The 306-nt window shown below is 49.0% G+C and carries 1 rRNA gene; it reads left to right on the top strand.

From position 1 onward, the window contains the following. Positions 1 to 16 precede the first annotated feature (16 nt). Positions 17 to 306, top strand: a 16S ribosomal RNA gene (locus tag ACTQ1L_RS15305); the annotation flags it as partial.

The following is a 306-nucleotide window of genomic DNA, read 5'->3' as shown; positions in this document are numbered from 1 at the left end:
ACTGAGATCAACTTTTTAACATGAGAGTTTGATCCTGGCTCAGGATGAACGCTGGCGGCGTGCTTAACACATGCAAGTCGAACGAAGCACTTTATTTGATTTCCTTCGGGACTGATTATTTTGTGACTGAGTGGCGGACGGGTGAGTAACGCGTGGGTAACCTGCCTTGTACAGGGGGATAACAGTTGGAAACGGCTGCTAATACCGCATAAGCGCACAGTATCGCATGATGCAGTGTGAAAAACTCCGGTGGTATAAGATGGACCCGCGTTGGATTAGCTAGTTGGTGAGGTAACGGCCCACCAA

The organism is Agathobacter sp. LCP21S3_B2 (genome assembly GCF_052118705.1).
In the GTDB taxonomy this organism is placed as follows: Bacteria; Bacillota; Clostridia; order Lachnospirales; family Lachnospiraceae; genus Roseburia.
The sequence above is the reverse complement of the archived record's forward strand: the minus strand, read 5'-3'. Positions and strand labels throughout refer to the sequence as shown.